Annotated in this window: 28 protein-coding genes and 1 pseudogene; 5 read left to right on the top strand and 24 right to left on the bottom strand. The window is 68.1% G+C overall.

All coding sequences use genetic code 11. The features are described 5' to 3' along the window. Positions 1-460: 460 nt before the first annotated feature. From AC0682_RS25745 to AC0682_RS25730, 4 genes and pseudogenes are all read right to left on the bottom strand, one after another. Positions 461-1291, bottom strand: coding sequence for an asparagine synthase-related protein (locus AC0682_RS25745; RefSeq protein ID WP_478535368.1), 831 nt, complete (start codon positions 1289-1291; stop codon positions 461-463). Continuing rightward, positions 1182-1879 (bottom strand): annotated as a pseudogene (locus AC0682_RS25740) (asparagine synthase-related protein); the annotation flags it as partial. The pseudogene AC0682_RS25740 and the gene AC0682_RS25745, both read right to left, overlap by 110 nt. Positions 1880-2514: 635 nt before the next feature. Beyond that, entirely contained in the window at positions 2515-4287 is a 1773-nt protein-coding gene (locus AC0682_RS25735; protein ID WP_478535366.1) for a tyrosine-type recombinase/integrase, read from the bottom strand. Then, positions 4284-5012, bottom strand: coding sequence for a helix-turn-helix transcriptional regulator (locus AC0682_RS25730; RefSeq protein ID WP_478535365.1), 729 nt, complete (start codon positions 5010-5012; stop codon positions 4284-4286). Before AC0682_RS25730 ends, AC0682_RS25735 begins: the two co-directional genes overlap by 4 nt. Before the next feature lie 90 nt (positions 5013-5102). Here AC0682_RS25730 and AC0682_RS25725 point away from each other — a divergent pair, with 90 nt between their 5' ends. Continuing rightward, a complete protein-coding gene (locus AC0682_RS25725) occupies positions 5103-5330 on the top strand; it encodes an integrase (RefSeq protein WP_478535364.1) in 228 nt (75 codons plus the stop codon). A 63-nt stretch (positions 5331-5393) separates the two neighbouring features. Here AC0682_RS25725 and AC0682_RS25720 read toward each other — a convergent pair whose 3' ends face one another. The 5 genes from AC0682_RS25720 to AC0682_RS25700 form a co-directional block, all read right to left on the bottom strand. Next, entirely contained in the window at positions 5394-5837 is a 444-nt protein-coding gene (locus AC0682_RS25720; protein WP_478535363.1) for a hypothetical protein, read from the bottom strand. Positions 5838-5851: 14 nt separating this feature from the next. Continuing rightward, positions 5852-6652 (bottom strand): protein kinase family protein, encoded by an 801-nt coding sequence (locus tag AC0682_RS25715; protein ID WP_478535385.1) that lies wholly within the window; start codon positions 6650-6652, stop codon positions 5852-5854. A gap of 88 nt (positions 6653-6740) precedes the next feature. Then, entirely contained in the window at positions 6741-6908 is a 168-nt protein-coding gene (locus AC0682_RS25710) for a hypothetical protein (protein ID WP_311609783.1), read from the bottom strand. A gap of 13 nt (positions 6909-6921) precedes the next feature. Beyond that, a complete protein-coding gene (locus AC0682_RS25705; protein WP_478535362.1) occupies positions 6922-8043 on the bottom strand; it encodes a radical SAM protein in 1122 nt (373 codons plus the stop codon). Continuing rightward, the gene (locus AC0682_RS25700; RefSeq protein WP_478535361.1) at positions 8006-8833 is read right to left on the bottom strand and encodes a DNA glycosylase family protein; all 828 of its coding nucleotides are present in this window, start codon (positions 8831-8833) and stop codon (positions 8006-8008) included. Before AC0682_RS25700 ends, AC0682_RS25705 begins: the two co-directional genes overlap by 38 nt. 38 nt (positions 8834-8871) lie before the next feature. Between AC0682_RS25700 and AC0682_RS25695 the strand changes: the two genes are divergently transcribed. Further along, positions 8872-9129 carry a hypothetical protein gene (locus AC0682_RS25695; RefSeq protein WP_478535360.1) on the top strand — a complete coding sequence of 86 codons (258 nt, stop codon included), beginning with the start codon at positions 8872-8874 and terminating at the stop codon, positions 9127-9129. A 451-nt stretch (positions 9130-9580) separates the two neighbouring features. Here the strand turns inward: AC0682_RS25695 and AC0682_RS25690 are convergent, their stop codons facing one another. Next, on the bottom strand, positions 9581-9787 hold the full coding sequence (locus tag AC0682_RS25690) for a DUF397 domain-containing protein (protein WP_390093495.1): 207 nt from the start codon (positions 9785-9787) through the stop codon (positions 9581-9583). An 11-nt stretch (positions 9788-9798) separates the two neighbouring features. Beyond that, positions 9799-10653: a helix-turn-helix domain-containing protein gene (locus AC0682_RS25685; protein ID WP_478535358.1), complete on the bottom strand. Its 855-nt coding sequence runs from the start codon at positions 10651-10653 to the stop codon at positions 9799-9801. A gap of 327 nt (positions 10654-10980) precedes the next feature. Between AC0682_RS25685 and AC0682_RS25680 the strand changes: the two genes are divergently transcribed. From AC0682_RS25680 to AC0682_RS25670, 3 genes are read left to right on the top strand one after another with little or no spacing between them, the layout of a single operon-like run. Continuing rightward, positions 10981-11346, top strand: a complete 366-nt coding sequence (locus AC0682_RS25680) for an ATP-binding protein (protein ID WP_478535357.1) — start codon at positions 10981-10983, stop codon at positions 11344-11346. After that, positions 11343-11543, top strand: a complete 201-nt coding sequence (locus AC0682_RS25675) for a hypothetical protein (protein ID WP_478535356.1) — start codon at positions 11343-11345, stop codon at positions 11541-11543. The genes AC0682_RS25680 and AC0682_RS25675 overlap by 4 nt, the downstream gene beginning before the upstream one ends. Next, positions 11543-11863, top strand: a complete 321-nt coding sequence (locus tag AC0682_RS25670; protein ID WP_478535355.1) for a hypothetical protein — start codon at positions 11543-11545, stop codon at positions 11861-11863. Before AC0682_RS25675 ends, AC0682_RS25670 begins: the two co-directional genes overlap by 1 nt. A 268-nt stretch (positions 11864-12131) precedes the next feature. Here AC0682_RS25670 and acpP read toward each other — a convergent pair whose 3' ends face one another. From acpP to AC0682_RS25605, 13 genes are all read right to left on the bottom strand, one after another. Then, entirely contained in the window at positions 12132-12371 is a 240-nt protein-coding gene (gene acpP / locus AC0682_RS25665; RefSeq protein ID WP_478535353.1) for an acyl carrier protein, read from the bottom strand. Between the two features lie 150 nt (positions 12372-12521). Next, positions 12522-12860 carry a hypothetical protein gene (locus AC0682_RS25660; RefSeq protein WP_466557533.1) on the bottom strand — a complete coding sequence of 113 codons (339 nt, stop codon included), beginning with the start codon at positions 12858-12860 and terminating at the stop codon, positions 12522-12524. Beyond that, on the bottom strand, positions 12857-13120 hold the full coding sequence (locus AC0682_RS25655) for a hypothetical protein (protein WP_359738695.1): 264 nt from the start codon (positions 13118-13120) through the stop codon (positions 12857-12859). Before AC0682_RS25655 ends, AC0682_RS25660 begins: the two co-directional genes overlap by 4 nt. 67 nt (positions 13121-13187) lie before the next feature. Beyond that, on the bottom strand, positions 13188-14069 hold the full coding sequence (locus tag AC0682_RS25650) for a peptidoglycan-binding protein (RefSeq protein ID WP_466557532.1): 882 nt from the start codon (positions 14067-14069) through the stop codon (positions 13188-13190). 66 nt (positions 14070-14135) lie between these two features. Beyond that, a complete protein-coding gene (locus AC0682_RS25645; protein WP_478535352.1) occupies positions 14136-16007 on the bottom strand; it encodes a hypothetical protein in 1872 nt (623 codons plus the stop codon). A 36-nt stretch (positions 16008-16043) separates the two neighbouring features. After that, on the bottom strand, positions 16044-16898 hold the full coding sequence (locus AC0682_RS25640) for a hypothetical protein (protein WP_466557530.1): 855 nt from the start codon (positions 16896-16898) through the stop codon (positions 16044-16046). Next, the gene (locus AC0682_RS25635) at positions 16898-17989 is read right to left on the bottom strand and encodes a hypothetical protein (RefSeq protein WP_478535351.1); all 1092 of its coding nucleotides are present in this window, start codon (positions 17987-17989) and stop codon (positions 16898-16900) included. Before AC0682_RS25635 ends, AC0682_RS25640 begins: the two co-directional genes overlap by 1 nt. Before the next feature lie 28 nt (positions 17990-18017). After that, entirely contained in the window at positions 18018-19001 is a 984-nt protein-coding gene (locus AC0682_RS25630; RefSeq protein ID WP_478535350.1) for a hypothetical protein, read from the bottom strand. Positions 19002-19016: 15 nt separating this feature from the next. Then, a complete protein-coding gene (locus AC0682_RS25625) occupies positions 19017-19922 on the bottom strand; it encodes a phage distal tail protein (protein WP_478535349.1) in 906 nt (301 codons plus the stop codon). Between the two features lie 3 nt (positions 19923-19925). After that, positions 19926-22331 (bottom strand): phage tail tape measure protein, encoded by a 2406-nt coding sequence (locus tag AC0682_RS25620; protein ID WP_478535383.1) that lies wholly within the window; start codon positions 22329-22331, stop codon positions 19926-19928. A gap of 15 nt (positions 22332-22346) precedes the next feature. Then, complete coding sequence (locus AC0682_RS25615) at positions 22347-22571, bottom strand: hypothetical protein (protein ID WP_359350472.1); 225 nt, start codon at positions 22569-22571, stop codon at positions 22347-22349. Then, a complete protein-coding gene (locus AC0682_RS25610; RefSeq protein ID WP_466557526.1) occupies positions 22568-23047 on the bottom strand; it encodes a DUF7426 family protein in 480 nt (159 codons plus the stop codon). The genes AC0682_RS25615 and AC0682_RS25610 overlap by 4 nt, the downstream gene beginning before the upstream one ends. After that, complete coding sequence (locus AC0682_RS25605) at positions 23047-23589, bottom strand: phage tail tube protein (RefSeq protein ID WP_478535347.1); 543 nt, start codon at positions 23587-23589, stop codon at positions 23047-23049. The genes AC0682_RS25610 and AC0682_RS25605 overlap by 1 nt, the downstream gene beginning before the upstream one ends.

The raw sequence follows: 23589 nt of genomic DNA, 5'->3' as shown, positions 1-23589 counted from the left end.
GTCCCGCGGCAAGATCGCAAAACCAGACTGGAGTATTAGGACACCGGGCACAAACGCCCGACGCCTCGGTGCCGGATGCCAGCAGCGGGGCGTTGAAGGTCTTCAGGCGTTCTACTTCGGTGTGACCATCCCGAAGAAGGCGTCAGTAGCAGTAGTTACCTGCGACCTCGGAGGGTCGGGGATGACAGCGGTCAGTCCTGCCGCGGCGTCTTGCGCGGAGGCCGTGGTACCAGCGTCAGGGGCGGGGGCGGCGTGGGCGGCCGGGGTGGCCAGGCCGAGGCCGGCGGCGGCAAGCGCAACGGCTGAAATGATCTTCTTCATGCTCTGTGAACGAGCCCTTCGGCTGCAGGGCACGGGCAAAATACTGGTCAGCGCACCAAGCACCTGTCTGGCGCCGTTCCTGGCCGATCACGAAACCACACTGGAGTACTAGGCGCGGCCAGGTAGTGCAGGGCATGCGTCATCGTGTCTCTGTACGGCCCAGAGCCCGCTCGGGATCGATACCAGGGAACTCGGCGAGCCACAGCGCGTAGAAGGCCGCCTCCTCCTCGGCGTCACCCATCACGGCGCCGGCGGGGCCCTCTGCCTTCGGAACATCCGTCAGGGCGTCCTTGGCCCCGGAACCGCGGCCGAACTGGAGCTTCCCGCGACGCAAGATCTCCTCCGGCAGCCAGCCGGCGAAAGCGTCCCGCAGGAGCTTCTTCTCCTCGATGCCGGGACCGGTCATCTTGTACTCCGGAGGGATCGACAAGGCCAGCTCGATGACGTCCCGGTCCAGGAACGGCACCCGGGCCTCCAGTCCGTACGCCATCGTCGTACGGTCGCAACGCTGCAGGTTCTCCCACTGCAGCCCCTCCACGATCGCCACCAGTCGGGCCTGCAGGGCGTCCGGGTGCAGATACGACTCGCGGTGGCAGTCGGGGTAGCCGGCGAACAGCCCGTCCGCCTCTTCCCCGGTCAGGACCGTGTGGACGTGGTGGGAGGCGTACTCGGCGAGCAGCAGGTTCGGGACCGCACTGCGTACCAGATGCACGTCGAAGTGCTCGATCGCCTGCACCGTTTTCGATAGCGCCGCCACCGCGTCCTCGGGTCTCATCACCACCTCGTGGTGGTCGGTGCCGAGATACTCCGCGACCACGCGTGCGGCCAGCAGGTCGGAGCTGCCGGCCGCTGCCGACCGCGAACGTCGGCAGCGGCCGGCGGCGCCCGTGACGCTTGGCGTACTCCGCGGCCACGGCCGTAACGATCGCCGAGTCGAGACCGCCGGAAAGGAAGACGCCGATACCGACATCTCTCATCATCCGGTCCTCGACCGCGGTGACAACCGTCTCGCGCACCGCTTTGAGCAGCGCCTCGTCCCACTGGCCGGGTGTGGTGGGAGCCTGCGGGCGTCGGGCTGGGCGAACCCGGGGCGGGACGGCGTCAGCGAAGCGGACCAGGCCCCCCTGCCGGGTCCAGCAGTACCCAGGAGGGAAGCTCTCCACCAGCGGACGGTCAGCGAAGTCGAAGGCACGCAGCTCGCTGGCGAACAGCACACAGTCGTCCCTGCGTACCCAGTACAGCGGCTTCACCCCCAGAGCGTCGCGGGCGACCAGGAGCGAACCGGCTTCGTCGACGTAGGCGAGGGTGAAATGCCGCGCAGCCGGGTCAGTCCGGCGGGACCGTCATCGAGCAGCAGGTGCAGGGCCGCCTCGCTGTCGGAGCCCGTCACGAAGCGGTCGGTGCCCAGTTCCTCCCTGAGGTGGCGATGGTTGTAGATCTGACCGTTGGTGACGAGGCAGGAACGGCCTTCCGGACCCACAAGTGGCTGGTGGCCGCCCAGCGTCTGTCGGCACAGCGGAACATCGACCTCACCGACCGCCACAACGATTCCACACATAGTGAGTCATCCTCTCTGAAGTTGACGACACCGTACGAGGATCCGTACCGGGACTCCGCCGCCCCGCCCTGGGCGGTGGCCCGGAGCACCCATCAAGTTCAGCGGGCGTAGCCGCTCTTGACGCCCTCGACATGAACTCAGTCGCCAAATAGTCTTCAGCCGCAGTGCCATGGCCTCACCGCACCTTCCGACACTCGAATGAGGGCAGCTGTGCAGGTGCGTAACAGCGGCTCGGGAGGGCAGCCATCGGTTGGCAGCGGCACGGTGCAGTCGCCGACCGAAATCGACCATCACCTGGAGCGTGCGGCGGTTGTCGGACCCTGACAAGCACCTCGGACTGCGCACGAAATCGACATCGGTCGCTCTACCAGCGCAAGCAGATGGCCCTGAGGGCCGCGCGGAGACGCGCTCCGGTGGACGGCCGGTGGACAGACGCCTTTGGACGAGCCGGTACGAGGCCGCAGGGGGGAAACTGCCGCAGATGGTCTGATCAGGCAAAACGTCACCAGGCAGCACCGTGCGGCATCACCCGGCACGATCGCTCTCGGTCTCGTAATGCGTAGGTCTCGGGTTCGAATCCCGAAGGCGGCTCTAGAGAAACCCTAGGACTCACTCGCCGTGACCTGGGGTTTTTCTTATGCCGGGACTCGGCGGGGGCGGAACTCGATGATCTTCGCGTCTTCATGTGTGGCCGTTGTGTGGCCATCCTGATTTGCTGCCCTCTCGACCGGCTGCTCGACGACGCGGGCGAGTGCCAACTGCGCGAGTTCCTCGACGCTGCGGCCGTCCTGCTCGGCAGCCGCGATGATCTGCGCGACGAGGTGATCGAGGGCGAGCTGCGCGACCTGCTCGATACGCGGGTCGGTGGTCGCCTCGGCGGTGGTGGGTTCCGGCTCGGGAGTGCGCGGCGTGCGGCGCGGCACGATGGCGGCCGTCGCCTCGGCTGCATCACGCGCAGCCTTCGGCATGACCGACTGATAGATGTCTCGGGTGATCCGGCTCTCACTGTGGCCGAGGGTCTCGGACACGATCTTGATGTCGACGCCGGCGGCGAGCATGAGCGATGCGGCAACGTGCCGTAGGTCGTGCAGCCGGATCGGGGGCAGTCCCGAGAGCTCGACGAGCCGCTCGAAATAGTCGGTCAGCCACCCCGGGTGAATGAACGATCCGCCCGGCATGGTGAACAGGCGCCCGGAGTCGACCCAAGCCTCGCCGAACGCGAGGCGCTCGGCCTCTTGCCGCGCGGCCTGGTCGTCGAGGATCTCGTCGGTGTACTCGTCGAGGTCGATCACGCGTTCGCCGCTGTCAGTCTTCGGAGCGTTCTCTACGACCTCCCAACCGTCCTGTACGAGCTGCGTCGCGACGGTGAGTGTTCCCGCCGCGCGGGCGCGGTCGGTGCGTCGCAGTCCGCACGCCTCGCCGCGGCGCAGTCCCCGGAAGGTGATCAGGTGGAACAGCCCGTACAGGCGCTCGCCCGTGTCGGCGAGGAAGTCGAGGAACTGTCCTGCCTGCTCCGGGGTCCACACCATGACCGGCGACGGCTTGATGCCGGTCCGCAGCCATTCGGCGATGCGCTCCTCGGTCCACACGAGCGCTTTCGGCCGCTTGTGTGCTTCGAGCTCGACGTGCGCGGCAGCGTTGAAAATGATCAGTCCGCGCGCGATGGCGACGTTCAGCGCGGCGCGTAGCGTCGCCTTGATGTGGTGCTGCGTCGCAACGTTGGTGACCCGTCGGAACGGCGGCATCGCGGCGATGGTCTCTTTGATCGCCTTGCGCCGGCGACGGTTCTCAAGTCCCTTCCACGGAATGAGCTTGAGCTCGTCGTGCGCGGTGCGGCGCAGAATGTTCGCGTCGTTGATCTCGATGTTCGTCTCGGCGATGCCGGCGAACATCTCGTCGAGGTGGGCCACGGTGAGCCGGTCGAGGCGGATGTGCCCGATCCGCGGTATGAGGTGCACGCGCAGGTCGGTGTCGTACCGGTTCTTCCCGCTCGTGCGCAGCCCCTTCTTTCCGTCGAGCCACAGTTCGAGCCATTCGCCGACGGTCATGTGCTGGGAGAGCGATTGGCCGGTCGCGAACTTGCGGCGCGTCTCGTCGTACTCGGGGATGGGGTCCTTACTGGCCCCGACGGTTTCGAGCATGTCGGCGAGGCGCGCGCGGCCCTCGACGTCGTGCTCGTCGGCGATGTTGAGCAGGGCGCGCAGTTTGTCGATGTCGGTCTGCGCGGCGGTCTTGGTCTTGTAGCCGCTGCGGCGGAAGCGGCGGCGGGTGCCGTCCGCGCGAAGCGGCAGTTCCTGCACGAGGCTGAACAGCCCGTGATTGCGCTGACTCAGCTTGGTGCACGAGCTGTTGAGCTGTCTGCCCTCGTCGTCGCGGCAGCCGCAGCGCTTGGTGATCGTGCCGTTCACTCAGTTTCCTTCGGTTCGATGATGGAGGGGTCGAGAAGCATGTCGAGCCCCTTCATGTCTTCGATCAAGTCCGGGCGCAGGGGCGGGATGCGGAGGCCCGCGCGCGCCATGTCGTCGATGTGGTGCGCGAGTTCTTCGAGGCGGTGTGTGTAGTCGGTCCATGCGCCGGTTCGGCCCTTCGTGTCTGCCTTGCGCTTGTCTGCTGCCTCGGCCCGTAGATACGCCTTGTGGACTGCCTGACGGCGTCTTTCGAACTCGGGGTACAGGGAGGCCGGATAGGCGTTCTCGGCCCATGCTGCGGACCATTTCGGGCCGTCCTCGCCGATGGGGTGCGTCTCGGGTACGTACCGGCCGTCGATAGGCCCGCCGAGCGTGGGTGTTTCCTCGCCGGTCCACCACTTCCACACGGTGTGCGGGTCGCGGGGGTCTCGCCCCGGGACGGTGGGCACCTGCTGCTCGCTCCCGAGGGGGAGGGCGAGCAGCAGTGGGGGGACGGCGAGGGCGAGGCCGAGCACGAGCAGCTCGTCGACGCTCACCTCGCGGCGGCGGCTCCCGTCCGGTTTCCGTCGGCCCGTTTCGATGCTGACGATTGCGGCGTACGTGAGGCCGGTCGCGCCGAGGCGCTCGCACTCGGCGGCGAGTTGCTCGCGGGTCATGCCGCGGCGGGTGCGGTGGCGGCGGACTTGGGCGGCGATGGTGTCGCTCGCCGTGAGGTTACTGTGCATACGGCACAGTGAAGTATGCGTGTTGCACAATGTCAACTACGTTCGCTACCGTGCCGATCACGAACAAGGGGGTACACCTTGAGTGAAGGAATGACCCACGATGAGCTAATGGCGCTCCCGGTGACTGTGACCCTGGAGACCGCCAACCGAGCTCTGATGATCGGCAGGACAACCGGGTACAGCCTCGCAAAGCGCGGCATGTATCCCGTTCCCCTTCTTCCTGGCAGGCGCGGCTATGTGGTGTCGCGGTACCACCTGCACCAGTACCTCGGCGTCGTGGCCGGGCAGGATGTGCAAGCCGTCGCGGCGGCCGGGTAGCAAATCCGTCGTGGCTCCGCCCGCCGGCACCCTCGGGAGCCGGCGGGCGGAGTGCCGCGGGTCCTACTGCTTGTGCAGGAGCTCGGCGAGCTCGGGAATCTGCTCCGACGGGAAGTGCAGCAGGGCCGAGTCGTCGAACCCGTCGGGTTCGAGCGGGACGTTCATGCGCCAGGACCCGGGGCGCCAACGGTGCCGTACCCGCTCGCCGAACGCCGACGTCTCGGCGAGCATCGCGACGAAACGCATCGCGTCGGGGATCGGCAGTTTCAGCAGTGCCCACCCGAGGTGGTACGCGATGAAGGCGTCGCCCCCATACCCGAGCGGGGCGTCGCGCTTATCGCGCACGCCGGCAGTTGCCTCGCCGACGTCTTGGCAGCAGCCACTCGTCGAGTATCCGAGGCGCCACAGATCGCGGACGATCGGCGTCATCGCCTCGTCGACCTGAACAGACACGCCCTGCGACGTCGTGAGCATCTCGAACGGGTGAATCGTCGGATCGGTCGGCATCGTGTCTCCTCGCGTCAGGGACGGCGGTAGTTGGCCCATCGGGTCGCGGCCTCGGCGAGCGACTGTTTCCAACCGGTCTCGGGGTTGTCCGCGGCGATGCCTGTCCAGAGCCGTTCCTGCGCGGTGGCGAACACGTCGAGCGCACGCGTCGGCGCGGTAGACCATGCCGGTGTCTTGGCCCCCCACTGCTCGGCCTCTTCCGGCGTGTGCCCAGCGGAGATGAGCCAGACCACCCAACAGGCGGCGTCGATCCATGCTGCGCCGCGGGTCGGCCATGCCCAGTCGACGACGCGGGCGGCGTTGTCGACGATCAAGACGTTGTCAGGTGTCCAGTCGGTATGCAGGACCGTGTCGCCGCGCAGCAGGGCGGCGTCGTCGGGGTCCTCGACGTAGTCGGCGAACCGCTGCTCGATCTGTTTCAGCTCGACGTCGGCGGGAGCGCGGACGCCGGCAAGCGTGATGATCGCTTCCGCGACGAGCGGCAGATCGTCGGAGCCCGGAGCGTACTCGGCGGGGCGGCCGTCGAGGTACTCGAACCCGAGCAGGTGCCACTCGTCATCCTTGATGGACCACAGCAGCCGCGGGGCGAGGGGGGCCACGTACGGGTTAATCGTTGCTTCGCGCTGCTGTGTCCACACGCGAGGGTGGTCCACGCGCAGACCCTTGACGAAGATACGGCGGGCGCTCGTGTCGAGGGTGACGGCGAGCTCGCTGTTCATCCCCTTGTCGGTGCTCGTGGTCGCGTAGATAGGGCCAGTGCGGGCGGCGACTGCGTCGCGGGTGGCGGGCGGAAGGTCTTCCCAATGCATTCTCATGGTCACCACGGCGGGAGTGTAGGGCTCGGCGATGGGCGAGACCGCCCGCGCGGGGCGGGCGGCCTCCGTGTCACGTGCGCGGGCCGGCCTAGTACGGGTTGTCGTTGCCGCAGCCGCGCATCACCTCGTTGCCGGCGAGGTTGTCGAGGTCGTCGACGAGCTCGATCTCGTCGTCGACCTCGGGCCTGCCGAGGATCTGCACGGGAACGGGCTTGGACGCGACGGCGGGGGGCGCAGTCGCTACGGGCGGTGCCATGGCTGTCTCCTTCTCATGCGTGTTGGCAGTACCGATCCAGGGACGAGCCGGCCTTGCGGTACAGAGTCACGAGCGGCATACAGGTGGTGCACGCCTTCTGGAGGGTGCACCCGCTGCACCCGCTGTGACGCTGTAGCGCTCGGTCGGAGATGTCCCCGAGCCGGGCAAGACCCGCGACCCCCTCTTTCAGGAGTGGAATCGGATGGTCGCGGGAGACTTTGCAGACGGTCGCCAGACCGAAGGGGTTCACGTTCAAGGACGTGTGGCCGGCGTCGCATCCAGTGAAGGGGGTGCGGTTGTGCAGGTACTCGGGTGCCTGCTGCGCGAGGGGCTCGGCGTCGCCGTTGAACGTCGGCGACATGTGCGTGTACTCGCGGACACGCGTCGCGAACTGCGCGGCCAGGGCGCGCATTGCGGGCGCCTCGTGCGCGTTCTTCTCGGTAATGACCACGCTCAGAGACAGGGGCAGCTCGGCCTCGCGCGCTGCGGCGAGTCCGCGCATGAACTTCTTGAACGCTCCGCGCCGGTTCGTGAACCGATCGAACGTCTCCTCGGTCGCCCCGTAGACGCTGAGTGTCACCCGGTACGGCCGACGGGAGGTGAGCAGGTCGCGCATGTGCGGGCGGTACAACGTCGACCCATTGGTGAGGATCTCCACCATCATGCCGAGGTCATAGGCGAGCGCGTACGTCTCGGGAAAGTGGGGGTCGATGGTCGCCTCGCCGCCCCCGAGCTCGATCCAGAGAACGCCGGCGTCGCGGAGGGTGTGAAGGAGTCGGGCGCGCGCCGGCCATGCGAGGCCCTCGTGCCTCTTGGCACCGTAAACGCAGTGATCGCACGCCCAGTTGCACCTGTTGTTGACCTCGTACGAGGCGCGGCCGTGGCCGTACGGCGACGGCTCCCGTATCAGGATCGCCTCACCCGTTGCCCGGTCGGCGAGCTCCAGCCCCCAACGGCGACGAGCCGCGCTGCGCATCCACGTGGGAAGGGGAGCATCCGTTGACGCGCGCTGCCGCAGTTCCAAGTAGTGGTGTCCCTGGATCTTCACGCCGCTCGGGTCGCCGGGGCGTAAGACGAGGTACTTGTCGAGGAACGGGCTAGCGATCAGATCGTGCGTGAGCCTTGGCGCGAGCATGATTCCCCCATGTCAGCGTGAATACGGTCAGGGTGTGCAGCGCCACTCGATCGGCCGCGCAGCGGCGCCAAAGCTCGTCTAACTTGCGGTCAGAACTCGGCAGTTGTAGCGACGGGGCGGCCTTTCGTGCCCACGTGCGCACGGCGAGGTCGCCGTGCGGGTAGACCGCGTGATCGCCGGTGAAGTCGGCGGCGGCTGCTGCTGCCGTCCATGGCCCGATGCTGCGGACGCGGGCGAGCTCTTGCACGAGGCTGTCGGCGTCGAGGTCCCGCCATGCGGCGCCGCGGTCGCGGTACGCCTCGGCAGCATGGCGCAGCGCGTCGCGGCTGAACGCAGCACCGACCGCCCCGAACGCTCCGTCGGACAATGCGAGCACGGTGTCGGGCCGAGGGATTACGGAGAGGGGCCCGAGGGCAGTGTCTACGGTCTGCCCGTACGCCGAGCAGAACGACCGGTACACCTGCTTCGCCTGTCCAGCGCGCACCACCTGACGCAGCAACGCGGTCGCCACGGCATCCCAGAGTGACGGATTCGTGAGTCGCTGGACCGTGCCGAGCCGGGCCAACTCGTCGACGAGCGGCTGCACTTCTGGGTGTGAGGGAAGGTTGATCGCCGACGCGTAGGCCACGGGCGGCGCCTCGGCGTCGGACGAATTCACCGGGCGCAGCACGAGTGACTCGTCGGTCCAGTGCGCCGACCAAAGGGTGCCGGCGTACTCGACGGCGCGTACGGCGCCGCCCTCGGTTGTCTCGTGCCAACCGGGGTGTTCGGTGTTCATGGTGGCGCTCATGCGTTCAATTCCGCTCGGGGGGAAGGGAGTGGGGAGATATGAGTGCAGGCAGCGCCTATGAGCGAGAGGTAATTCACCGGACGTACGGACCATTCAAGGTTCACGCCGGATTGAGTGATGAGAGTGAAGCCGCACGATTCGCCGCGATGAAGCGCGGCAATCGCTTGGATACAGCCTCGATCTGCCCACTCAAGGGAACGGAAGATTTCCGCCGGATTGATGCTCGCCACGTGCAGTGCGCGAACCTGAATGCGGATAGCCCGCACTGCTGCTTGAGCGCTTCCGTGCATCCGTAGCTCGCGAGGCTGCGGAAGCACACCGCGGCCAGAATCAACCGTCAGGGCCTCGAACCAGAATCCGTGCTCGACCACACCAGGAGTAACGTCCGCCTGCTCGGGCAAGGTTGCCCCATGCGTGCTACGCGAGGGGCGCGGCGTAACCATGTGAGGCCCTCCTGAGGCGGCGGCATGGTTGCCCCTTACCGACCGATGTGTGACGAGCAGCAGGCAAGGGGCAACCCTCGGGGGTCCTCCCAACGGCCTTACGGCCCAGGGAGGATGTAGCAGGTACGGGCACGGTCCCGCCGGGAATCGGCCCACATCTGCAACAGGGTGCGACCGTAGCGCCACGCTACGGCAACGGGCAAGGGTGCCCCGGGGCATACATGCGAGATGGCATATGCAAAAACCCCCCGCCCAGGTCAGGCGGGGGGCAATCTTGCATCGCACCGGAGTGCGGCGCGGTTGTTCAGTTGACGAAGTGGTCGAACTCGCCGGCCTTCACCCCCAGGATGAAGGCGGCCAGCTTCTCGCGCGACGTAGTGATCACGCTGTTGGGGTCGTCGCTCTCACGCATCACGATCGCGTCTGCGTCGCCGAGTCCGACCTCGACGCAGTTCTCGCCTCCGCCCCCGGAAAACGATGACTTCTGCCAGTTGATAGGCGATGAGCTCATGCCCTTGGTTCTCACATTTCTCGTGCGATGTGGTGGATAAGCTGCCGCGACTCGTCCGGGTCGAGGGATGCGTGCTCGGCAATTTCGAGCAGCGTTCTGTACTTCCTGAGATCGGCCTCTGCGTCGAGGAAGCGTCCGCCGAAAGCTGCGTCAATCTGCACGGTGTCGAGTTGCGGCACTACACCATGCGCATACAGAACCGGTTGCGTTACCTCGATGAAGTCCTCGCTTGTGAACGGGATGACTCGCACGGTAACGGGTGCCAATTGAGAAACTTCCATCAGGTATTCGAGCTGTTCCCGGGCGACCTTGCGCCCGCCGAACCGCATCCGCAGTGCTGCCTCGTGAATGATGGCCTCGAACTGGGGTGGGGTGTCGCGCTCAAAGATGCCAATGCGCTTACGGCGGTGCTCGACTCGGGCCTCGACCTCGTCCGGCGGGAGCTTGGGCATGACCCCCTCGAACAGGGCGCGTGCGTAGTTCTCGGTCTGGAACAGGCCGGGCAGCGTGACCGACTGCATCGAGCGAAGCGCGGTCGCGTGCAGCTCTAGCTCGGCAATGTCGAGGAACCCCGGGGCAAGGATGCCCCGATAGTCGTCAAACCAGTGCTGCCCGCGGTGCTCCGCGGCGATGCCGCACAGGGCCGCGATCAGCGGTTCGTCGTCGCAGTTGTAGAAGGTAGCCAGTCGGCGAATGCGTTCTTCGCTTACGCCGATGCGCCCCGCTTCCATGTGGCTGATCTTGGCTTGGTCTGTGGACAGCAGGCCGGCCGATTCGCGCGCAGTCTTCCCCGCGCGTTCGCGCAGTTTCCGCAGCTCCGCGCCCAATCGAGCCTGCCGTGCGGTCGGGTTGTCCCTCGGCGGCATGTGTCCCTTCCCCTTGTCTCCCTTGAGTTTGCCGGTAACGGCGTCACGGGTCCACCCGCTGAGCCTAGACCGGTGGGCACCCTTGCCCCGGGGCATACATGCCCCCTATGGTCCTGACAGCACCGCGCAGCACGCCGGGAAGACCCGAAGTGCAGTCATTCGCGCGCCACTTGATGGCGCCCCGGGGAATGGCCACGCCACGGACGGCAGCGCAGCAGCGGCGCTCACGTCACGTTGGGAGACATAGACATGAGCACGTCAGCAGCACCAGCCAGGAAGTTATCAACCCGATTCGTAGTGCCGAACTCGGCTCTAGCACCCAAGATCATGCGGGATCTTGTCGCAGCGCTCCTCGTCGCGACTGATCACCCTTTGCTCATTGAGGCTGCACGGGTCTGCGTGAGCGAAGTCATCACGAATGTGCACCTCCACACCCAAACGACACTGGTCTACCTCGACGTCCACATGCAGGCCGGACGCGTCAACGTGTCGGTTTGGGATGAGGCGTGGATGCAACGCCCCACACCCGCTCGGCATGACGACTACAGCGACGACGAGCGCGGGCGCGGACTGCTGCTCGTGCAACGCCTCACGTCACAGTGGGGCGTCACGTGGCCGGCCGAACCCGGGGCTGCCCGCAAGCGAGTGTGGTTCGTCCTCGACGAGTCGGAGCAGTACGGGGCAGCCGCATGACGGGCGCCCAGACGACCGACGAGGCCCCTGTCTACGTCGGCCACGGGTACGGGCACGGCGTGCGCCTGCACTTTCGTTCGGCGTCGGGGTTCGAGGAACTGTCCGAGCCGCGCGCTCGACGGCTCGCCTTCGACCTCGCCGAACATCTCGGCTTGAAAATCTACGATCCGGCGCTGCTCGCGGAGGTGGCTGAGTGATGGACGGAACAGACCGCGCTGCCCTCGGGTTCGTGATCATCTGCGTGTCGGTGGTCATGCTCGCCCTACTCGTGATGTGGGCACTGCTGCCGAGCCCGCATCGCGCGGAAACGGCCCTGCCCCTCGACCGAGAGGGCTACTCGTACCGCTGCTACTGCTGGCGTGACCCGGTGACGGTCACGATCCGCACCGAACAGGGGCGCCGTCGTCATGCACGCGACGATCGCGCGACCTTACGCGACCGCATCCGCTCTTTGTCGTCTCCCAACGTGGGGGCGGAGCGCGGACCGGGGGCGCATCCCGAACCGGTGGCCGCTTAAGGTCCCCCGTTCGGTGAACCCCCGAGGGTGCCCTCAACGACTCCCCTCGTCGAGGGCACCCTCGTGCGCACCAACGACAAAAGCCGCCCCCGCCGCCGGCACAAGGCCGATGGCGGGGGCGGTGCGTTTGGGAGCTGTACCAGAACCGCTGATCTGTGACTGCGGGCAGGGTCGTGCACTTCGTGGGCCAGTACGGAGACGCTACCGGGCGCCTCGACCCGGCGCGTCCGGGAAAGTCCAGCCTTGCTCGGCTTTTCCTTCGACGGCACTAAACCCGGGAGTTGGCGAAGTCGATGGCGGCCTGCACCGTGGTGATCTTTTCAGCTTCTTCGTCCGGGACCTCGGTCAAGCACTCGAACTCCTCCTTCAGGGCAAGGATGATTTCGTCGACGTCGTGTTGATCCGCGCCCAGGTCGTCCACGAAGGACTTCTCAAGCGTCACGTCCTCTTCCTTGACGCCCAACTGTCCGGCGACGATCGACGTCACCCGCCTTTCGACGTTGCTCATTGCGCACCTTTCCCATTGGTGATCCAACTGCCAGGTAGAAGCATGGACGGTGCGCGCACCGCCCAAACGCTGCCGTGATCATCGGCCCGGGAATTGGCGTGCCCAGAAGCCAGGTCGGACCACAGCCAGGCACCCAAATGGCACAGGTGTTTAGGGGGTGTCGTCGGTCAGTTGGCGGGTGCGCTCGTCGACGCGGTCGACGGCATCGCGCAAGCTGCTGCCGCTGTTGGGGTGCAGCTCGTGCTCGACCCGGGCGAGGCGCTCCTCGATGCCGCCGAGTCGGCTCATGACGCCGGGACGGGCAGGGACGCCGGGGCGTGCGTCGGTTCCCTGCCAGTCGTCGACGAAGTCCTCGACCTTCCCGCCGATACGGCGGAATGAGCGGGTCGCTCGCCACGCAAGCGCGAGTGCGCCCGAGATCGCGACGGCGGCGCCGCACCAGAGCACAAGGGCGTCGACGGGGTCGACGCCGGTCGTCGCAGTGGTCACTCGGTCCGGTCATCCTTTCGGTACAGGGCGAGCAGCTCGTCGTCGCCGGTCGGCTCGGCGCGCAGCCACGAGGGCAGCAGGCCCTCGACGACAGGCAGCGCCATTACGCGGGTGAGTCCGCCGGCGACGGCGAGGGCGACACCTACGCCTGCCGCGGTCTGCGGGATACCGGCGGCGTCGATGATCAGAGGGAGTCCAGCGGCGAGGCCGAGCACGGTCTGCACAACGGTGCGGACGGTCCGGCGGGCGGCGTCGGTCATGGGCGATTCCTTGTTCGTTGTAGGGGAGTTGGCCGCGTCCGTCCGTGGGAACGGGCGGGCGGCGGCGTCAAATCTTGGGGACCTTGAGCGCGGCCCACGAGCCGGCGCCGGGCCATCCGTCGGCGTCGTCGCCCCGGTAGCCGAGGCGGCGCTGCCACCGCGCATAGCTCTGTCGGTCCGACTCGGTCCACTGCGGCCCGGGGCCCTCGCGGTAGGCGCCGCAGCCGACGGCAACCAGGCGGCGCCCCATGGCCGTGACGATCGCCGAGCGGGGGTTCTTCTTGAACCACGCAACGCCCGGGAACGGCTCGTACCGCGGGGCGGGGGTCGGCTTGTCGGGCTTGGCGCCGAGGCGGCGCGCGATCCGGGCGCGCATGTCCGCCATGGAGAATCCGCGCGGGTCGCTTTTCCAGTCGCTCCATTCCTTGTGACCGATGGTCGACGCAGCCGACCATCCGTACGCGCGGCAGATCGCCGCCGAGACGCGCTCGATTGCGTCGAGCTGCGCGCTCGGCCACGGGTCGGAACCGTCGCCGAGGTTCACGCACTCGAACCCGTAGAACGCAGAGTTCCCGTCGACGGCGCCCGGTGATCCGTCGTGCTTGTTCGGCACGGGCAGGGGGCGCTCGGCGGTGACTGCCGAGAGCACGCGGGGGTCGCCGCCCCCGGCATGGTTCGCGCGGCCGGCCGAGATCAGATAGACCGTGCCATCCTTCGCGATCACGCCGTGACACAGAGGGCCAGGCAGTGCGGCGTATCCGTCGTAGCAGAGCCGCACCGACGAGTCGGTGCCCGAGCTCACGGTGTGGTGGATCATCACGCCGCGGATCGGGCCAAAGGCGCCCTTGTGGTTGCGGTTGTGGGTACGCCACGAACCGTGCTCGACGACGCGCACGCCCTCGGCCCGGAGGATCGCGACGAGGCGGTCAGGGGTGAACGGGGTTGCCAAGGTGTCTCCAGACATGAAGAAAGCCCCGGGCCAGAGGCACGGGGCGAGAGGGGGCGGGGCGGCGAGCTACGCGAGCGCGGCCCAAAAGCGGTTACTGCCGTTCTCCATCGAGGCGACGGCGATCGAGGCCGGGGCGGTCGCGGCGCCGGTCGGGTACGAGCCGAACCTGCGGGAGTTGTTGAGCCCGAACACGTTTGCCGGGGCGCCGAAACTCGACTCGGCGACGAGCATCATCGGGCCGTCACCTGTCGTGGTGTTGTATTGGAACCGCCACGCGATGAAGTACAGACCCGCGGGGGCGGCGTAGGCGGCGGAGAGCGGAACCGAGACGGTCGCGCCGCCCGCGTTGTGGACCTCGGCAGGCTCGGCGGCGGCGGTCGACAGATCGGCAGTCTGCGCAACGCGGGTGCCGGCCGAGCTGTAGAGCGCGGCCCACGATCCCGTTGTGAGTCCGCCGGTGTATCCGCCGAAGTGCCACACGATCTTTGTCACGGATGCGGGCGCCCGCAGATGAACGGCGGTTACCCGGATCGGTCCAGACCCGGGGTAGAGCGGGGCCGAGTGCCCGAGGACGGGGTCGAATGCCCACGTGAGCAGTCCGAGGTCGGACGGGCGCCACTCGCCCCCGCCGAGCGCATCAACGTAGCTCTTGCGGGCGAGGTGGTTGTCGGCGGTCGGGGCGACGCTCGACGAGGGCACGCTGCTGAACGTCTTTGCCCCCGCGATCGTCTGTGCTCCGGTGAGCAGGACCGCGGTACCGGCTGCCTCGGCGGGCGCGAGGGTTACGCGGGTGCCGTCCCCCTGTACGACCTTGAAGACGCCGCCCTCGCTGTAGGCGATGGCGGCGCCGGCCTCGGCCGCGGGCGGCGTCGCGTTCTTGAGTGCAGTCGCTCCCGCTATGGACAGCTTGGCGCCCGGTGAAAGCGCGTTGGTGCCGATGCCGACGTTGCCGGTCGCGCGCTGCCCGAACAGGACTGTCGACTTCCACGCCCCGGTGTCCGACCAGTTCGCGAGCTCGAAGTTCGATCCGGCGTCGGCGCCGGCCTCGGCCGCGTTGTCGACCTGGTAGACCCACCTGTTCACGCCTGCCGTGGTGAACGACAAGCCGCGGTAGTCGAGGGTCGCTGCGTTGAGCGTCAGGTTCCCGCCCCCGACGAATCCCGAGTCGGGGATCGCGCCGACGTCGGCCGCGGCGAGCACTACCGCGCCGGTCTTGCCGTTGACCGAGGCGACGGCGCCCCCGCCCCCGCCGGGCGGAAGCTGCCCGGCAGGCACCTGCCCGTCGGCGCCGAGGGTGGCGACCCCTCCCGCGGTACCGGCGGCGCTGCTCGGGATCGCGCCGACGTCCGCCGCGGCCAGGACGACCGCAGCAACGCTCTTGCCATTGACGGACTGGACGACCCCGGGGGCACCCGGGGCGCCGTCCTTTCCGGGCACTCCCTGCTCGCCGCGGGCGCCGGTTGCTCCGGGTGCGCCCGCGGCGCCGGTCGCCCCCGTGGCGCCGGTTGCTCCGCGCGGCCCGACGAGGCTCGCGAGCCACTGCACGGGGGTGCCGGTGAACCCCTCGGAGACGGCGACCTCGTACGCCGAGTCGCCCTTGACGCCAACGAAGTTGGGTTTCGAGGGGTCCGTCGGCGCGATATCGGCGAGGTCGACGAGGGGGTGCAATTTCGGAAGCACGATGTTGTACGTACGGCCGGCGGGAATGCCGGAGAGCTGTTCGGCGACGATGTACGCCCAACCCGACGGGTCCATGTTGGGTGCGTCGGTCGCGGGCAGGGTGACCTCGATCTGTCCCTGCGCGTCGAGCGGGGCGACGACCGGGCCGCCGAGGATCACGTCGGACTCGGGGAAAACCAACTGTGAGGGTGCGCGGAAGGTGACGTTGCCCGACAGGGGGCGCCCGGACGGGTCGAGGAACCGACCGCGCAGCGTCACAGCAGGAATGTTCTCGGGCAGCAGGGCGCGACCTCCTCAGTCGTTGATGGTGTGCAGCCCCGGCTCGGCAGCCTCGGGCGGCGGCGCGTCGTTCGGGAACGGCGTCTCGGCCGGGCCGGTGAACGGCATTGCCTCGGCCGCAGCGGGCGCGGGCGGCGGGTCGGGGGTTTCGCTCTCGACTTGGGTGTTCCGGGTGTAGGCACGGAATATCCGGGTCTCGACCGGGCTGCCGTTGGTCTTGGCCCGGTGCTCGACGATCCAGTGCACCGCTTCGAGGAAGCCGACGTTGTGCAGCGGCTGAACGATCGTCTTGTTGGTCCACGTGTTCGCGGGGATGTCGTACTCGGCGACCTCGACCTCGGCGCCGCGCGGTGGTGTCATGCGGATACGGACCTGTCCGCCCCCGGTACCGGCGATGGTCGACAGATTCAGGTAGGCGACGGCATTGTGCGCGGGTCCGCCCCCGACCCATGCAGCTTGGTAGGTGGTCAGCGTCGTGCCCTGCTGCATGGTGGGGAACAGGGAAATCGGCATCCAGGGGCGGCCGAGGAACTCGCGGGAGTAGTAGTCATCCATCACGAGCGCGTCGCCTGCTCGGGAGAACAGGCGGATCATGTTGGAGCCCTCGCCGCTGCCACCGACGTTGAACGCGAGCGTCCCGTCGGAACGCTGGACAACCACCCCGTAAGTGCCGTCCCACAGCTTGCCGACGCCGAAAATTCCGGTCCCGTCCGGGGCGCGGACTTCCAGTGATCCGCCCTCGCCGATCTGGACGCGGCCGGCGTTGATCTCATCGAGGGCCGGCCGGATGCTGGCACGGCCGATGATGGTCCGAACCTCGCGCTCCAGGGCGCGAATCCGGTCGAGCAGGTCGAGGGGTACGGCAGCCACTAGGCGCCCTCCAGGAAGAGTTTCGCGGTCTCGGGTTGGCCGCGCAGGGGCGGGGAGATCGCGAGGCCCACGACGCGGTACCGCTCGTCGAGTCCCTCGGCGAACCAGTCGTCGCGGATACGGACCCTGATGTCTGCGCCGAGCAGCGCGGGCGAGAGCTGGACGCGGTCGAGGGCGACCGTGATCTCGGGAATGGTGCGCGGGCGACGGGCGGCGGCGAGGTCCGCCCGTGCGTGCGCGTCGAGGGTGGCCTGCTCGCTCACGGTCGAGTAATCGGCCGTGCCGTCGAGGCGCGGCCATCCGGCGGCGATGTCGGCGGACTCGACGAGTACCTCGGACATCAGCGGCAGCGACTCGGCAGTCTGGTTCCGGTTGTCCGTGGCGCCGCGGGTCTGCCACGCGTTCGCCTGCACCGTGGCGTCGATCGGCCACCCGTAGGACATGACCGGCCCGGGGCGGTCGAGCACGATCTCGGTCGTACCGGCCCTGATGACCGGGGAGCCGAGTTGCAGCCGCTTGATACGCCGGCCGCTGCCCGGATCGCGGTACGACATGATCCGCCACTCGAAACCGCCCTCGACGGCGCCGAGCTCGTCGAGCAGCTCCCGTATTCGCGGTTGGTCGTAGCGCCGGTACGTCCGGTCGCGCTCGACGCCCGACACTTCCGTGCCGAACTCGATTCCGATGTCGCCGCCGTCCACAGACTGTGCATAAGAGAGCAGGCCCCGGGCGATGTCGAACTGATCAACCTTGACAGCCTGTTGGGTGGCGAACACGACGCGGTGATCGAGGTAGCTCGCCCACCCGCCGGCCCCGATCTGGAGGCCGAGAAACCCTCGGTCATTGCTGGTGATGTTCGCCGTCCAGACGACGCCGCCCCACCAGATTTCCGGGCCGCGCTCGATCCACAGAGCCGTACGGCCCGGTTCGACCGCGGCGCGTGCACGCTGCGCGAGCTGCCGGTTCGGGAGCGGCACGGTCACGTTCGCCGAGCCGGTCTTGCCGATGTAGTCGTCGAGGCTCACGTCGGTAAGCGGCAGTGCGTCGAGGACTTGATCAGAGCGCAGGTCGCACAACAGCGCGCGGTACATGGGGGCGGGCATTGCTCACCCCCTGCGGTCATGCGTCGAGCGGGTACTGCACTCCGGTGAGCGAGGCCCACGTCGTGAGTCCGGGCGAGGTGATCAGGCGCAGCAGTCCGCCGGTCTGAAAGTCGGCCTTGATGTCGACGCCGCCGGCGGCGATGGCGACCGAGACGAGGCGGGCGGGACGGAACGCCGCGGGGACGGCTGCGGCAAGCGGGTAGGCACTGTTCGGCGGGTTGCCGCTCGCCGTCCACGAAACGCCGCCGCGCCACTGCATGTGCGGCACCCCGGCAATGGTGATCTTGCGGTACCTGACCGGGCCCTGCGCGTTGCCGTTGTTGGTGTAGCCGCTCGCGAGGCTTACGGCCGTCCAGTCGACGGACGGTTCGAGGGGCTGCCATCCGGCACCGTCCCAGCGGTCAAGCCCGCTGCCGTTGTCGCGGTACTGGCCCGGGTAGGCGCCCGCGAAGCTCAGCCCCCATCCGCGGGGGATGATGCCGCCGTATGAGGCGGTGTACCGGCGGCGGTCGGCGAGGGCGCTCGACCACGTGATGCCGCCCGTTCCTGCCGATGCTCCGGCAGGAACGGTGATGTCCCACAGGCGGAGCGTTGCGGGGTCCAGGGTCGGCGCGGTCGGGGTGGCGTGCGGTGCCCCTTGGATGAGCTCGACAGCGACGGCGGTCCGTTCGTTGACGTCGTACAACCCGTCGTAGACCTTGAGCACGACCGAGTCGATTCGCGCGTACTGCGCGTTCCCGTCGGCGATGGTGAGCGTCTCCGGGCTTGTCACGGCCACGGGATAGGCACCCTGCGCGGCAGTGCCCTGCACCAGGGCGCGGCCGGTGCCGATCTGCACTTGCATGGTGCCGGCGCCGGTCGCGGCGAGCGCGTCGCCGCCGGCGATCACGCCGTCGCGGGACGTCATGGCGGTTTCGGGTGCCATGGTGCCGAGCGGCACGAGGCGGGTGTCTTCGCGGGTCTGCCCGGTGGGCAGCAGCCAACCGGCGCGCACGGTCACGTCGGGTGTTCCTCCTTACCAGTAGGCCGAGCGCCACCGGAGCGAGCAGGCGGCGCGAGGATCGTTCGACCCCGGGGCCGCGCGGAACGTCAGTGATGCCGAGCCGGGGGCGAGCGTGAATGTGTTCTCCGGGACCGAGCGGGCGGTCGCGGTGTAGAGGCGACTCGCGGTGCGGTTGAGCGTCACGGTCCCGTTGTCCGTGTCGACGAGCAGCTCGTCGTCGGCGGCGAGGGTGATGTCGTACTCAAGAACCGCGCCGGTCGTGATGTTCGTGATCGAGGGCAGCGCCACGGGGCCGCGGAAGCGCACGAGCGGGTGCGCGGCGGCGTCGCCGTCGTTGGTCGCGGTGACCGTGCCGGTGCTGCCCGGCTCGCCGAAGTCGAGCGGGTAGGACAACGACTCGGGCCCGGGGTCGAGGTGCCAGTCGAGGCCCGGTTCCGCCATGGGCAGGCGCGTCTCGACCTGCTGCTCGACGAGCTCGTACCGGCGCGGGTCGGATGCCTCGAACTGCAACGCAGCACCCTGTACGACGCCGACCGCGTACCCGCCGGCGGCGACTGGGATCGCGCGGCGGATACAGCGGGCGAAGCACAGCAGCGGCGGCGAGTCGTCAAGGCGGATGACGAGCGGCACCTCGTCGTCGCGCAACGTCGTTGCGGACGACAACCGCCGTACTGCTGCGCCCATTTGGAGCGGCTCGGAGCGGATCACGACGCCGTCGAGGGTGATCGTCCGGGGTTGGGCAAGCAGGCGCCCGGGGTAAGCGCCGTGCGCCGCGGCCCGGTTAACCGTCCCCGAGTCGGTGCCCGGGGAGTCCTCCCACCCGGTGACCGACTTCCATCCGTAGGGGGTGAACGGGCCGAGCAGCAGTCCGTCGTACTCGACGTGTCCGGGGAGGGCGACCAGATCACCCGCGGCCATCCGTCACCCCCTCGTCTTGGCGTGCCATGCGAGGGCGACCGCGGTCTGCTCTGCGGACGCGTCGCCGGAATGCCAGTTCTCAATGTGAACGGCAGGGCCGTAACTGCCCCCGCCGAAACCGGCGTTGGCAGTTGCGGGGGCGCCGGAACTGAACTGCGGTGCGGCGGGAACCGACACGAGGTTGCGCATTGTGCGGTCGACCGCGGGAGCGCCCGCCTTGATTCCCTCGACGATTCCGGCCGGAATGAATTTGCCGATCCGGTCGCGCATGAGACGCGATGGCGACTTGATCCCGAGCGCCTTAGCGATCGGCCCCGGAATCAAATCTTTCGCCCATGACATGAGGGTCGATTTCAGCCAAGAGCCCATGGCCTTGATCCCGTTCCAGAGTCCCCGGATCAAGTCCTTTCCCTTGTCGTACAGCATCGTTCCGAATTTGCCGAAGTGCCCGCCGATCTTGCTGGGCAAGCCGCGCACGAACGAGAGCATCTCGCCCGCCTTGCGTGCCGTTCCGGTCTTGATCGAATCCCAATGCTTGATGATCAGCCCGACGAGCGTCCAGTTCAGGAAGAAGTCGACGACCTTGCGCGGGATGGATTTTATGAAGCCAACTACGGCATTCCAGGCGCGCGCCGTTCCGGACTTGATCGCATCCCAATGCTTGATGATGATTCCAACGAGGGTGAAATTCAGAAAGAGATTGAGCAGGAACTGCCCGATTCCCTTGATCTTGTTCCAGACCCATTCCCACGCGGTTTTCGTGGCGGAAACGATCGTGTCCCAGTTGGCCACGATCAGAGCGACGATGCCGACAACGGCGGCGATCACAAGGGCGATCGGCCCCATGGCGAGCAGCCACGCAGCAGCCATGCGGGCGCCCTGTATCAGGGACTGCGTCCCCATGAGCACCCATGCCGCGACCACGCGTACCGCAGCAGCCCCAGCGCCTACACCCTGCGCGATCCACCCGGCGAGGACTACGGCGTTCGAGACGACGAACCGGGCTGCCCCGGTCACTGCGGCGGCGCTCTGTGTCGCCCAGCTCGTGACAGTCGCCGTTGCGGTCGTTCCCGCCTGTACGGCGAGACCTACGAGCGCCGGCAGCATCACGAGCGTGATCACGCCGGCGGCGATCGTGAGCGCCGTCGAGTGCTCGCCGAGGAACGCTGCCGCGGTGAGGAATGCCGAGCCGAACTTTCCGGCCCACTCGACCCCGGTCACCAGCGCCGGAACCACATAGGTGCCGAGTACGCCGACAACCTTCTGCATCGCGCCGCGCTTGAATTCCTCCCACTTGGTGGCGGCGTTGTCGCGCATGGCGTCGCCCGCGGCGTCGGTGGCGCCCTTGACGTCGCCTAGCGCCTTGACGGCGGTCGCGGGATTGAGCTTGAACAATGCGCCTTGCAAGTCCTCGGCCTTGGTGCCGAAAAGCGCGACGGCGGTCGCATTGCGTTTGGCGGGGTCCTCAATTGCCTTGATGCGTTGCAGGACGTCGCCGAGCGCCTTACTCGCCTCGGGTCCACCCTTGGTGAAAACCTTCGCCATCGTGTCGGCGTTAAGGCCAATGTCCTTGAACGCGCCGACACTTGTGGTCGACATGTCTTTCGACCGGATCGCGAATTCCTTAAGCGCGTCCGCGACCGTGTCGGCGTCGCGTGCACCGCCCTTAAGTCCCTGCTGCATCAGGCCCATTGCGGTAGACGAATCGAGCCCTAGATCGCGAAACTGAGTGCTGTACTCCGAGAAGGTGTCGAGCAGATCCTCGGCCGAATTGACGCCGTTCTGTGTCCCCTTGATGAGGACGTTCATTGCCTCTTCGGCGTTCTTGGCGACGCCGGTTTTCAGCATCGTGCCGACCGCGCGAGAGACGGCGGACACGTCCTCGCCCATGACCGAGGCCGTATCGGCGACCTGCGTCGCCATGGCCTTGATCTGCCCCTGCGTCGCCTCGGGCGGCAACAGGCCCTGTTGCGCTATGCCCTTGATGACCTCGGCGCCGTCGGCGACCGAGTCGACGATCGCGCCGGCGTAAAGGTCCCCGGCCACCTTGCCGTACTCCTTGGCGACGGGCCCGGTCGTGCCGAGCTGCGCCTGCAACTGGCCCGGAATCTTGGACTGTTCGAGCGCCTCGCCGACCCCTGCCATCAGGGCCGCGCCGATTCCGGCGCCGATCGCCGCGGCGGCGAACCCCTTCAAGGCGGTGCCCATGCCGGCCGCGGCCTGGTCGCCGCCCTCGGCGGCGCCGTCGGCGAGGCCGTCGCCGAGCTGCTCGCCTGCCTGCTGCCCGGTCCGGTCGGCGGCGGCGGCGATGCGGTCGCCGCCGCTTCGCACCGCGGCCTCGGCGCTGCGCATCCCCTGCGCAGCGCCCGAGTCGTCGATAACGACGGTTGCGGCGAGCTCGCCGACCATAAGCGCCACGGCTCATCACCTCCGGGCGGTCGTGCCTCCCGGTGGTGCGGGGGCGTCGGGCGGAGGGAGGAGCACGCGCGCGAGGCGGGACTCGGCAGACAGCAGACCGAGCACGCGCAGTCGCAGCCATCGCCAGGAGCGGGAGCGGAGCAGGCCCGGGGCGCCGACGTCGACGCCGTAGATTTCGTGCAGATCAGCCTCGACGAGCGGCCACTCGGCGAGGATTTGCGGCCACGTCACTTGCGCCGCTTGTTCGCCTTTCCGCGGGGCGGTGCCGGGCGGGTACTCGTACCACTCGTAGAGCCCCGAGACTTCGTCGAGCTCGCCGCATCCGATCGGCGACGAGCTGCTCGGTTCGGGGCCAGTCGAGAAGGGTCGCCGGCCGCGTTCCAGAAGCGTTCGGCGGCGCTCTTGTCCTGCGCGATCCACACCATGGCGGTCAACGCGGAGTGCTTGAGCGCCGGCCACGGCACGGCGTCGGCGACCATCTGCTCGTGAGCGTCGCCGAGTACCTCGCGATAGAGGTCGCGCTCGGCAGCATCGCCGAGCACCTGCTCGTCGACGCGCCCACCGTCCGCGGCCACCGCGGCGGCATTGATCAGAGCTTGTGTCCGCAGACCGATCTCGGCCGAGGGCGCCGGAACCTTGTAGGTGCGCCCGCCGATGGGCAGTTCGAGCGACTCGTCGAGCAGCTCGTCGAGCGCCTCGAACGCCACTACGCCTCACCCCCCGACGTCTTCAAGGACTTGGACTCGGCGGCGAACGTGCCGCCCCCGGCGGCGGGGTTGGTGATCTCGACGAGAGGGCCGGAACCGGTAAGCGTGACCTTGATGGTGTCGACCTCGTCGGGGCCCCCGCCGTCGGGCTCCCAGGTGACCAGGGCCGTGCCCTGCTGTGCGTCCGCGGCGCCGTTGCGGTCGTAGTAGCGGACTCGTACGTACGAGGCGGCGCCGAACGACTGGCTCGCCTTGCGCAGGAACTCTTGGGCGGCGTTGAACGCGCCGGTCGTCGGGTGCGCACGGTGCGCGAGCGTCGCCTCGACGGACCAAGCAAGCATGGTCACGGCCTGCTCGGACCATCCCTCGGCGTCGTACGTGGTGACGTCCTGCTGCGTCGGTTCGATCTTCGGTGTGAACTCGGTGATGCCCGGTACGAGCGTCCAGCTCGGAGTACCGGGGGTGTTGCTCGTGTCCAGCTCAAGCCGGTACCGGCGCGCGAGCGCGGTCACCGTCTCGGCCGGAGGCGTCGGCGTACTCAA

The organism is Streptomyces sp. NPDC043746, assembly GCF_056436485.1.
The sequence above is the reverse complement of the archived record's forward strand: the minus strand, read 5'-3'. Positions and strand labels throughout refer to the sequence as shown.

Coding starts and splice junctions, on each gene's coding strand:
- AC0682_RS25725 (WP_478535364.1), top strand. CDS start 5,103: ATGACCCACGATGAGCTAATGGCGCTCCCGGTGACTGTGACCCTGGAG.
- AC0682_RS25625 (WP_478535349.1), bottom strand. CDS start 19,922: ATGGCCGCGGGTGATCTGGTCGCCCTCCCCGGACACGTCGAGTACGAC.
- AC0682_RS25705 (WP_478535362.1), bottom strand. CDS start 8,043: ATGCTCGCGCCAAGGCTCACGCACGATCTGATCGCTAGCCCGTTCCTC.
- AC0682_RS25635 (WP_478535351.1), bottom strand. CDS start 17,989: ATGTACCGCGCGCTGTTGTGCGACCTGCGCTCTGATCAAGTCCTCGAC.
- AC0682_RS25700 (WP_478535361.1), bottom strand. CDS start 8,833: ATGAGCGCCACCATGAACACCGAACACCCCGGTTGGCACGAGACAACC.
- AC0682_RS25685 (WP_478535358.1), bottom strand. CDS start 10,653: ATGCCGCCGAGGGACAACCCGACCGCACGGCAGGCTCGATTGGGCGCG.
- AC0682_RS25620 (WP_478535383.1), bottom strand. CDS start 22,331: ATGGTCGGCGAGCTCGCCGCAACCGTCGTTATCGACGACTCGGGCGCT.
- AC0682_RS25720 (WP_478535363.1), bottom strand. CDS start 5,837: ATGCCGACCGATCCGACGATTCACCCGTTCGAGATGCTCACGACGTCG.
- AC0682_RS25680 (WP_478535357.1), top strand. CDS start 10,981: ATGCGGGATCTTGTCGCAGCGCTCCTCGTCGCGACTGATCACCCTTTG.
- AC0682_RS25655 (WP_359738695.1), bottom strand. CDS start 13,120: ATGACCGACGCCGCCCGCCGGACCGTCCGCACCGTTGTGCAGACCGTG.
- AC0682_RS25745 (WP_478535368.1), bottom strand. CDS start 1,291: ATGTCGGTATCGGCGTCTTCCTTTCCGGCGGTCTCGACTCGGCGATCG.
- AC0682_RS25690 (WP_390093495.1), bottom strand. CDS start 9,787: ATGAGCTCATCGCCTATCAACTGGCAGAAGTCATCGTTTTCCGGGGGC.
- AC0682_RS25670 (WP_478535355.1), top strand. CDS start 11,543: ATGGACGGAACAGACCGCGCTGCCCTCGGGTTCGTGATCATCTGCGTG.
- AC0682_RS25710 (WP_311609783.1), bottom strand. CDS start 6,908: ATGGCACCGCCCGTAGCGACTGCGCCCCCCGCCGTCGCGTCCAAGCCC.
- AC0682_RS25715 (WP_478535385.1), bottom strand. CDS start 6,652: ATGAGAATGCATTGGGAAGACCTTCCGCCCGCCACCCGCGACGCAGTC.
- acpP (WP_478535353.1), bottom strand. CDS start 12,371: ATGAGCAACGTCGAAAGGCGGGTGACGTCGATCGTCGCCGGACAGTTG.
- AC0682_RS25695 (WP_478535360.1), top strand. CDS start 8,872: ATGAGTGCAGGCAGCGCCTATGAGCGAGAGGTAATTCACCGGACGTAC.
- AC0682_RS25675 (WP_478535356.1), top strand. CDS start 11,343: ATGACGGGCGCCCAGACGACCGACGAGGCCCCTGTCTACGTCGGCCAC.
- AC0682_RS25730 (WP_478535365.1), bottom strand. CDS start 5,012: ATGCACAGTAACCTCACGGCGAGCGACACCATCGCCGCCCAAGTCCGC.